9 protein-coding genes are annotated in these 9673 nt (G+C 59.6%); 4 read left to right on the top strand and 5 right to left on the bottom strand.

Annotated features, from left to right (window positions below; all coding sequences use genetic code 11):
* Window positions 1-96: 96 nt before the first annotated feature.
* The gene (locus ACCD00_RS20650; protein ID WP_413427299.1) at window positions 97-1395 is read right to left on the bottom strand and encodes a mechanosensitive ion channel family protein; all 1299 of its coding nucleotides are present in this window, start codon (window positions 1393-1395) and stop codon (window positions 97-99) included.
* A gap of 191 nt (window positions 1396-1586) precedes the next feature.
* Between ACCD00_RS20650 and ACCD00_RS20645 the strand changes: the two genes are divergently transcribed.
* Window positions 1587-2927, top strand: coding sequence for a DEAD/DEAH box helicase (locus tag ACCD00_RS20645; RefSeq protein ID WP_008018231.1), 1341 nt, complete (start codon window positions 1587-1589; stop codon window positions 2925-2927).
* A 59-nt stretch (window positions 2928-2986) separates the two neighbouring features.
* Here the strand turns inward: ACCD00_RS20645 and ACCD00_RS20640 are convergent, their stop codons facing one another.
* The 3 genes from ACCD00_RS20640 to ACCD00_RS20630 form a co-directional block, all read right to left on the bottom strand.
* Window positions 2987-3721 carry a DUF899 domain-containing protein gene (locus ACCD00_RS20640; protein ID WP_413427298.1) on the bottom strand — a complete coding sequence of 245 codons (735 nt, stop codon included), beginning with the start codon at window positions 3719-3721 and terminating at the stop codon, window positions 2987-2989.
* 150 nt (window positions 3722-3871) lie between these two features.
* Window positions 3872-4741 carry a DUF6279 family lipoprotein gene (locus ACCD00_RS20635; RefSeq protein WP_413427297.1) on the bottom strand — a complete coding sequence of 290 codons (870 nt, stop codon included), beginning with the start codon at window positions 4739-4741 and terminating at the stop codon, window positions 3872-3874.
* 197 nt (window positions 4742-4938) lie between these two features.
* Entirely contained in the window at window positions 4939-5127 is a 189-nt protein-coding gene (locus tag ACCD00_RS20630; RefSeq protein ID WP_015096330.1) for a hypothetical protein, read from the bottom strand.
* Window positions 5128-5477: 350 nt separating this feature from the next.
* Here ACCD00_RS20630 and ACCD00_RS20625 point away from each other — a divergent pair, with 350 nt between their 5' ends.
* Window positions 5478-6314 carry a S1 RNA-binding domain-containing protein gene (locus tag ACCD00_RS20625; RefSeq protein WP_095944601.1) on the top strand — a complete coding sequence of 279 codons (837 nt, stop codon included), beginning with the start codon at window positions 5478-5480 and terminating at the stop codon, window positions 6312-6314.
* A 195-nt stretch (window positions 6315-6509) separates the two neighbouring features.
* On the top strand, window positions 6510-7442 hold the full coding sequence (locus ACCD00_RS20620) for a DMT family transporter (RefSeq protein ID WP_413427296.1): 933 nt from the start codon (window positions 6510-6512) through the stop codon (window positions 7440-7442).
* On the opposite strand, the gene ACCD00_RS20615 is transcribed toward ACCD00_RS20620, so the two are convergent.
* Window positions 7387-8568 (bottom strand): MFS transporter, encoded by a 1182-nt coding sequence (locus ACCD00_RS20615; protein ID WP_413427295.1) that lies wholly within the window; start codon window positions 8566-8568, stop codon window positions 7387-7389. The genes ACCD00_RS20620 and ACCD00_RS20615 overlap by 56 nt on opposite strands.
* Before the next feature lie 104 nt (window positions 8569-8672).
* On the opposite strand from ACCD00_RS20615, the gene ptrR reads away from it, so the two are divergent.
* Complete coding sequence (gene ptrR, locus ACCD00_RS20610; RefSeq protein WP_413427294.1) at window positions 8673-9566, top strand: putrescine utilization regulator PtrR; 894 nt, start codon at window positions 8673-8675, stop codon at window positions 9564-9566.
* Window positions 9567-9673: the final 107 nt, after the last annotated feature.

Below are 9673 nucleotides of genomic sequence, written 5' to 3'. Positions count from 1 at the left end.
GGCTTGCTCGCGAATGCGGTGGGTCATTCAACATTGATGTCGACTGACACTCCGTTTTCGCGAGCAAGCCCGCTCCCACATTTGTTTTTTGTGGGGTTACATCATGCGTTTTTCGGCTTCGGGAATGTGACTCGCACCCAACACCGCCGGCAGCAGCCCGGCCCGTAAATCCGTACCACTCGGCTGCTGGTACAGGCTCAACCCGAACTCCGGCAGCACCGCCAGCAGGTAGTCGAAAATATCCCCCTGAATCCGCTCGTAATCGGCCCACGCCGTGGTGCGGGTAAAGCAGTAGATTTCCAGCGGAATACCCTGGGCCGTGGTCTGCATCTGGCGGACCATGCAGGTCATGTTCGTCTGGATTTCCGGGTGACTCTTCAGGTAGGCCAGCGCATAGGCGCGGAACGTGCCGATATTGGTCATCCGCCGGCGGTTGGCCGACATGGCCGCGACGTTGCCCTGGGCTTCGTTCCAGGCCTTGAGTTCGGCCTGTTTGCGGGTGATGTAGTCAGTGAGCAGGTGCACCTGGGACAGTTTCAGTTCCTCGTCGTCACGCAGAAAGCGTACGCCGCTGGCGTCGATGAACAGGCTACGTTTGATTCGGCGGCCACCGGAAGCCTGCATGCCGCGCCAGTTCTTGAACGACTCGGACATCAGGCGCCAGGTCGGGATCGAGACGATGGTCTTGTCAAAGTTCTGCACCTTGACCGTGTGCAAGGTGATGTCCACCACATCGCCGTCGGCGCCCACCTGGGGCATCTCGATCCAGTCGCCGACCCGCAGCATGTCGTTGCTGGTCAACTGCACGCTGGCGACGAATGACAGCAGCGTGTCCTTGTAGACCAACAGAATCACCGCCGACATGGCGCCCAGACCCGACAGCAGCAACAGCGGCGAGCGGTCGATCAGTGTGGCGACGATGATGATCGCGCCAAACACGTACAACACCATTTTCGCCAGTTGCACATAGCCTTTGATCGAGCGGGTGCGGGCATGTTCGGTGCGGGCGTAGATGTCGAGCAGGGCATTGAGCAGGGCGCTGACCGCCAACAGCAGAAACAGCAAGGTGAAGGACAGCGCCACGTTGCCCAGGAATTTCAGACTGGTTTTGCTCAGGTCCGGCACCAGATTGAGCCCGAACTGGATCACCACCGAAGGCGTGATCTGCGCCAGGCGATGGAACACCTTGTTCTGCAGGAAATCATTGACCCAGTGCAACGCCGGCTGGCGGCCGAGCATTTTGGTCGCGTGCAAAATGAGGTAACGCGCCACCCGTCCGAGGAACAGCGCCAGCGCCAAAAGCAACAGCAGCGACAGGCTGGAGTGCACGAGCGGGTGCTGGTCGAGGGCGCCCCAAAGGTCTTGGACGTTGATCCAGAGCTGTTTGATATCCATGGTTGAAACGATTCTTCTGTAGAGCGCGAGGGGCGATTAGAGCATTTAAGACGCTTTGTATTACGTTTGGGGCAAAATCAGGCAACAAAAAACCAACTCTTTACCGCCATTTGTATAAAGAAACTCGGCCTGAGCGCTCGAAACCGTTACCCTATGCAGCTGTTTTTTTGCATTTCTTCGAGGTAGCACCCGTGTTTTCCCAATTCGCCCTGCACGAACGCCTGCTCAAAGCCGTGGCCGAGCTGAAATTTGTCGAGCCAACGCCTGTGCAAGCCGCGGCCATTCCGCTGGCGCTCCAGGGGCGTGACCTGCGGGTGACGGCGCAAACCGGTAGCGGCAAAACCGCTGCATTCGTTTTGCCCATCCTCAACCGTCTGATCGGCCCGGCGAAAATCCGCGTCAGCATCAAGACCCTGATCCTGCTGCCGACCCGCGAACTGGCCCAGCAGACTCTGAAGGAAGTTGAGCGCTTCTCGCAGTTCACCTTCATCAAGTCCGGCCTGATCACCGGCGGCGAAGACTTCAAGGTCCAGGCCGCGATGCTGCGCAAGGTGCCGGACATCCTGATCGGTACACCGGGCCGGATGATCGAGCAGTTGAACGCCGGCAACCTCGACCTCAAGGAAGTCGAAGTCCTGGTGCTCGACGAAGCCGACCGCATGCTCGACATGGGCTTTGCCGAAGACGTGCAACGCCTGGTGGACGAATGCCCGAATCGTCAGCAGACCATGCTGTTCTCCGCCACCACTGGCGGTTCCGGCCTGCGCGAGATGATTGCCAAGGTCCTGAACAACCCTGAGCACCTGCAACTCAACGCGGTCAGCCAGCTGAACGACACCACTCGCCAGCAAATCATCACCGCTGACCACAACCAGCACAAAGAACAGATCGTCAATTGGCTGCTGGCCAATGAGACCTACCAGAAGGCCATCGTCTTCACCAACACCCGCGCCATGGCCGACCGCATCTACGGCCGCCTGGTGGCGCAGGAATACAAAGCGTTCGTGCTGCACGGCGAGAAAGACCAGAAGGATCGCAAACTGGCGATCGACCGCCTGAAGCAGGGTGGCGTGAAAATTCTCGTGGCCACCGACGTCGCCGCTCGTGGCCTGGACGTGGACGGTCTGGACCTGGTGATCAACTTCGACATGCCTCGCAGCGGCGACGAATACGTGCACCGCATCGGTCGTACCGGCCGCGCCGGCAACGATGGCCTGGCCATCTCGCTGATCTGCCACGGCGACTGGAACCTGATGTCGAGCATCGAGCGCTACCTCAAGCAGAGCTTCGAGCGTCGTACCATCAAGGAAGTCAAAGGCACCTACGGCGGACCGAAAAAGGTCAAGGCCTCGGGCAAGGCCGTCGGCGTGAAGAAGAAAAAGACCGACGCCAAGGGCGACAAGAAGAAAACTGCCGCCAAGACTCCGACCAAGCGCAAGAGCGCCAACCGGCCGAAGAGCGATTCCCTGGTCAGCAAGGACGGCATGGCCCCGCTCAAGCGCCGCAAGCCGGAAGCGCCGGCGGCCGAGTAAGTCGTTGCAGGTGACTTAAGAAAAACCCGGACAGTGTCCGGGTTTTTTATGTCTGATGATTATCCGCCGTGGCAGCAGCTCGACTTCTCCTGTTCCTCATATTTGTCATGATGCCGCACCCACTCCATGATTTCGTCCTCATTGCGGCCCTTGGGCGTCAGGTCGAGGTAGTTGTAGGCGCCGACCAGCAAGTCCAGGCCCCGGGCATAGGTGGAGTAGGTATGGAAAATTTCCCCGGCGTCATTGCGATAAAACACGCTGAGGCCGGGGAGTTCTTCCTCGGAGCCGTCGGTTTTTTCGTAGTTGTACGTGGCCTTTCCGGCGGCGACGTCTTCGGCTCGGGCACAGACGCCAAAGTCGTAGTTGAAATCGCATCCTGCTGACGACACCCAATCGAACCTCCAGCCCATGCGCCGCTTGAACGCCTGGAATTCAGCGAGCGGTGCGTGGGAAACCGCCACCACTGCAATATCGTGGTGGGCCAGGTGCTGGTTGGCGCCGTCGATGTGGTCGCTAAGGAACGAGCAACCGGGGCAGCCCTCGTCCCAGCCCTCGGCGAACATGAAGTGATAGATGACCAACTGACTGCGGCCGCCGAACAGGTCCGCCAGTTTCAGTTCGCCGTTGGGGCCCTGGAAGCGGTAGTCCTTGCCGATTTTCACCCAGGGCAGGGCGCGGCGTTCGGCGCTGAGTTTGTCCCGGTCCCTGGTGAAGGCTTTCTCGCGGACCAGGTGCTGTTTACGGGCGACGAGCCATTCTTCCCGCGACACGACGGGGTGATTCTGGATGTTCATGCTGTGTTCTCCTGCGTGGGGCTGGGAGGTGACCTACACAGCCTAGTCGTTTGGCTTGTGTGGAATTCGACATACCGCCGGTCGGTCGTGAGTAAGAGCCAGCTACAGGTATTGAGACAGGCTCGCTCCCACATGGGATTTGTGTAGCACTTAGCCTTGTTTCGCTGCTTTCAAGCACTTCAGATCGCTGAAGTCCTTCCTCACGCCCTCTATTTTCTTCAACAGACGTTCGCGCTGGCTTGGCGTGCTTTCAGCCATGAGGTCCACGAACAGCGAGCGCGCCTGGGCCTCGGTGTTGGCAAAGGCCTGACGATAGGCGGGGGTCCACAATCGCTCACGATTGACCAGTAGCGTTTCGATTCGTTGTGGGAATTGCGGGCTCTGGCGTTGCGCGACCGCCGCACTGAACTGTTTCTGCCAATGCACACGGTTGGCAATCCACTGGGAGTTCTGGTCGCCCAGGGCGTTCGACCAGCTGGTGACTCGCTGTTGCTGGGTGCTGTTGAGTGGCCCGAGCCAGTCGCTCAGGCGCTTTTCCATGCGTTCGCCACGCTCCTTGATCTGCAGGTCGAGGGAGGGCTTGAGGTATTCCTCCTGGTGCTTGCGCTGGTCCTTGGCGAAGGCTTCATTCATCTCGGCGACTTGCTTGTCATCCAGCCCCTGCAGCAACTCGATGGCCGATGGGGTGATTTCCCGCGCGGTCTCGGCGATCGCCTGTTCGGCTTCACGGGCGCGGGCCCGCAAGGCGGCATCGGTGATCTGGTTGGTCGCGATCATGGTTTGCAGGCGGTCCAGCCAGTCGAGGTAGCCGGGCAATTGGGTGGTGCAGTGCCAGCTCAGGTGTTCCTTCAGGCGTACGTTCAGCCAGCTTTTTTGCTCGCCGTTCATGTCCAGGTAGTCGCTGAGCGTCCACGGGATGATCACGTCGAGGTTGCGGTAGGCCAGGCCTATGCGGCTGCACGCGCCGAGGGTGAGGGCGATGGTCAGCACAACGGCAATGTGTTTGAACCAGCGGGACATGGGCGAATCCTTGCGATAGCCAGTCTTCGGGGTCTGATTCTTATGTGAACCCAGGATGAGTCTGGCAGTTCAGCCGGGCAACTGCAGTTGCTCGTCGATTTTCACAGGATTTGATGGGGTGTCGCGAGGAAGAAACGAGGGTTCCAGTCCAAGCGCTTCGAAGTTCAAAGCGCTTTGGGACCAGGTGAAGCGGGGGATTACTTTTTGCCCAGGGTGATCTGCTTGGACGGGCCGAATGTCTGGCCGCTGACGCCTTTGGCAATTTGCTGGATTTCACCGCCGGACTTGAGGAACGCAGCGATCTGGCTGTTGATCGATTCGCTGGTTTCGACGGCTGGAGCTGGCTTTGCTTTGCTGGTGGATGCTTTTACGCGCATGGCGGCCATTAACCTGTAGAAAATTAACTTGGCCAGGCATCGTACAGGAATTACCCGGTAATTGCTTGGCAAATATCCCCTCGCAATAATCCTGCAGTCGGGGTAATTAATCATCGGCCGATATTCGAAATAGGTGTCTAAGCCGCTGTTTTAACTAAGAACATTGCCGGAAAAAATACCGCGTTGCGCTTGCCGGGCATGGCGTAAATGCCCGGATCGGTCTGACGAGCGGCCAGGTTTGCGATGAAAACCCGGAAAAATCAGGGCCTCCAGAGGATTTTCGCGCGCCACCGGGCCGCGTACCGAACGCAGCGCTCAAAACCGAGTAGAATGCCGCCCACGCAATGAGGGTATTGGACATGGCTTTAGTCGGGCGTTACAACAGTTTGCAAGTGGTTAAACACACTAACTTCGGTTTATATCTGGACGGTGGCGCGGATGGCGAAATCCTTCTGCCTAATCGTTATATCCCAAAAGATATTCCTAGCGAAGATGAAGACTGGCTCAACGTTTTTATTTATCTGGACAGCGATGACAAACTCATCGCAACTACTGAAAAGCCGAAAGTTCAAGTCGGTGAGTTCGCCAGTTTGAAAGTTGTTGAAGTCAACAGCATCGGCGTATTCCTGGATTGGGGGTTGCCGAAAGACCTGTTGCTGCCGTTCTCCGAAGAGAAGCGCCAGATGACCGCGGGCGAGTATGTGGTGGTGCACGTCTATCTCGACAAGCACACCCGTCGCATCACCGCGACCGCGCGCCTGGACCGCTACCTGGACAAGACCCCGGCCAACTACACCGCAGGCCAGGAAGTGGATTTGCTGGTGGCCGAAGCCACGGACATGGGCTTCAAGGCCATCATCAACAACAAGCATTGGGGCCTGATCCACAAGAACGAAATCTTCAAGTTCATGCGCGCCGGTAAAGAAGAAAAGGGCTTCATCAAGGAAGTTCGCGCCGACGGCAAGATCAGCCTGAGCCTGCAGCCGGTCGGTCAGGAAGCGGCCACCAGCCTGAACTCGAAGATCCTCGCCAAACTGCGCGAAAACAACGGCTCCCTGGCGGTCAGCGACAAGAGCGATCCGGCGTTGATCAGCAGCCTGTTCGGTGTCAGCAAGGGCAACTTCAAGAAGGCCATTGGTGCCTTGTACAAGAATGGCCAGATTGTCATTCATGCCGATCGCATCGAACTCAGTTGATGTTCTGACACTACAGAGAGCCAGAGTGACGCAGGCAGAGAAGTAGAGGTCTCTGGCAGGCGGCATTTTCTGGCCTTCTGGTTAATAATCGACAACCTGATTTTTCGCCCCGGTGTTTTCTTTTCCAGTGAGAAGGCCGGGGTTTTGCTTTTACTGCCGAGTCTTTGCCATGGATTGTGTCTTCGAGGTGTTCCAGTGAGCGTCACCCGGCGTAGCGCCGACGGGTTTGCCCTGCAAGTGATGGTCGGGTTGTGCCTGGTCTGGGGCGTTCAACAGGTAATGATCAAGTGGGCGGCGGCCGACATCGCGCCGGTGATGCAGGCAGCCGGGCGTTCCGGTATGTCGGCGTTGCTGGTCGGGTTGCTGATCTGCTGGAAGGGCGGCTGGAACCAGGTGGGTACGACCTGGCGCGGTGGTTTGTTGGCCGGTGCCTTGTTCGGCCTGGAGTTCTTCTTCATTTCCGAAGGCCTGCAACTGACCACGGCGGCGCACATGTCAGTGTTTCTCTACACCGCGCCGATCTTCACTGCTTTGGGTGTGCACTGGTTGCTGCCGAGTGAGCGTTTGCGACCCTTGCAATGGCTGGGGATTGTCCTGGCCTTTATCGGGATTGCCATCGCGTTTGCCGGCGGAGTGTCCTGGGACAACCTTGATTACCGCATGTTGATGGGCGATGCCCTCGGTGTGCTGGCGGGCGCGGCTTGGGGCGCGACCACCGTGGTGGTGCGCGCCTCGCGGCTGTCGGAAGCGCCGGTGACCCTGACGCTGTTCTATCAGTTGATAGTCGGGTTCTTCGGTTTGTTGTTGATCGCGTTGCTCAGCGGCCAGATCACCCATGTCAGCCTGACTTCCGTGGCAGTCGCCAGTGTGCTGTTTCAGGGCGTGGTCGTGTCGTTCTTCAGTTACCTGGTCTGGTTCTGGCTGCTGCGCCGTTACCTGGCAGCGAACCTCGCGGTGTTTTCGTTCATGACGCCGTTGTTCGGCGTCACGTTCGGTGTGGTGCTGCTGGGCGAGGCGCTGAGCCTGAACTTTATCATCGGTGCGGTGCTGGTATTGGCGGGCATCACTTTTGTCAGCGCTGAGCAGTGGTTGCGCCGTCGTTTGCGCCAAGCCCTCGGGCAGCACTGACCGGCGCGAGCGACAGACCGCCAGCGATCAGCAAGCCGCACCCGGCGACCACCAGTGCCGGCTGCAATCCGCCACTGAAATGACTGCTTAGCGCCGCCAGCAATGGCCCGCTGAGCTGGCCCACGGCAAAGCAGGCCGTCAGCAGGCCGGCATTGCGTTGGGTCGCGTGGGGTGCCAGTTCCCGGGACCGTTGCATCACCAGTTGCATGCAGGCCAGGAACGGCGTGCCGCACAGGATCACACCCAGCGCCAGGCCTGGCCCGTTGCCCAGCAGGCAGGCGAACACGCCAGCGGCTTGCAGCCATAACGTCGCCATCAACCAGTGACGCGTGGCGTCGGGCTTCTGCCGACGCAAACTCACCAGCACCACACCGGTTGCCGCCGCCAGGCCAAAGCACGGCCAGAACAGGTCGGCCTGCCATTGGCCATGGAATTGCGCGTTGGCCATTTGCGACAGAAAGGTCGCCGGGATGATGTAGCCCAATCCGTACAAGGCATAGATCAAGCCCAGGCGACCGATGCCTTGAGTGGGCGACGGGCTGGCGCTGGGTGCAGCAGTCGCGGTGGCGACCGGTTGTGGCAGGAACGGCAGGATCCCCAGCAGCATCGCCAGACCTACAGCGGCGTACACCAGCCACAAGGTGGCGGATGTCTGGCCCAGCAGGTTCGAACCCAGGGCCAACAAACCGGTCAGAAAAATCCCCAGGCCCGGTCCGGCGAAGACCAGGGCACCGAGCCGAGGACGACCGGCCGCTGCCGCGAGCGGCTGGCTCAAGGCGGTGATCATCACCAGCACCCAGGCGCTGGCCACACCGGTGCCGAAGCGCAGCAGCAGGTGTGACCAGAAACCATTGGCCCAGAACGAAGCCAGGGTCAGTAGCACGCACAGCCACAATCCGCCGAGCAAGCGCCGGCGCACTTGCGCGGGACGCCGGGAAAACATGGCGTCCACCGCGCCGATGAAGTAGCCGAAGTAGTTGGCGGCGGCAATCAGCCCGGCGGCGGTCAGGTCGACCTGACCTTCGCTGAGCAGGTGCGGCAGTTGCGGTGTCAGGGCAAAACGGCCGATGCCCATGGCCATCATCAGGGCAATGAAACAGGCGGATAAGCGAATCAGGGGGGACATGGTCTGGATTCCGTTCAGAGGATCAATGACCGTCAGGCTAGGACTGATTGACTTTCTTTAAAAATGAATAATAGTGAGTAACTTGTTCTGTTTTGGAGAGTGTTGTGGAGTTCAGCCAATTGCGCATCTTCCAGGCGGTGGCCGAAGAAGGGTCGATAACCCGAGCCGCCGAACGGCTGCACCGGGTGCCGTCGAACCTGTCGACCCGGCTCAAACAGCTGGAAGAGCAACTCGGCGTCGAACTGTTCCTGCGCGAACGTCAGCGTTTGCAGCTGTCGCCTGCGGGAAAAGTCTTGCTGGACTACACCGCCAAGCTGTTTGCCTTGCGCGATGAAGCTAGCGCGGCGGTGCAGGGTGGGCAACCGGCGGGCGACTTCGTGCTCGGCACCATGTACAGCACCGCCGCGATTCACCTTCCGGGGCTTTTGGCGCGCTATCACCGCTTGTATCCGGCCGTGAACCTGCAAGTGCAATCCGGCCCCAGCGGGGAATTGCTCGAAGGCCTGCTCACCGGTCGACTCGATGCGGCGCTGGTGGATGGCCCCATGGAACTGGCCGGGCTCGACGGCGTTCCCTTGTGCGACGAGCGCCTGGTGCTGATCAGCGAGGCCGATCATCCGCCGGTGCGCAGTGCGCTGGATGTGGAAGGGCGCGCGGTGTTTACCTTTCGTCAGGGTTGCTCCTACCGCATGCGTCTGGAAGCCTGGTTCGCCCATGACCACGCGGCCATGGGCCGGGCGATGGAGATCGAGTCCTATCCAGGCATGCTGGCGTGTGTGATTGCCGGTTCCGGTGTGGCGCTGATGTCGGAGTCGATGCTCGCCAGTTTGCCGGGCCGTGAGAGTGTGGCGGTGCATCCGTTGGCCGAGCCGTTCGCCAGCGCAACCACCTGGCTGATGTGGCGCAAGGGCATGGTCGGAGCCAACCTGAATGCATGGATCGAGCAGCAACAGGTGGTTTTTCCGCCGACACCGCTGCAGGCGCAGGAAATTGCCTGAACACAGGCTGATTGTGATGGATTCAGTAACAGATCATTGCGACTTTGCACGAGCATTGCGCAGGACTTCGGACTATTATCAGTGCGAACGAGCTTCAGAATTTTGGC

The organism is Pseudomonas sp. Pseusp3 (genome assembly GCF_047304225.1).
In the GTDB taxonomy this organism is placed as follows: Bacteria; Pseudomonadota; Gammaproteobacteria; order Pseudomonadales; family Pseudomonadaceae; genus Aquipseudomonas; species Aquipseudomonas fluorescens_CD.
This window is presented reverse-complemented; position numbering and strand designations above follow the sequence as displayed.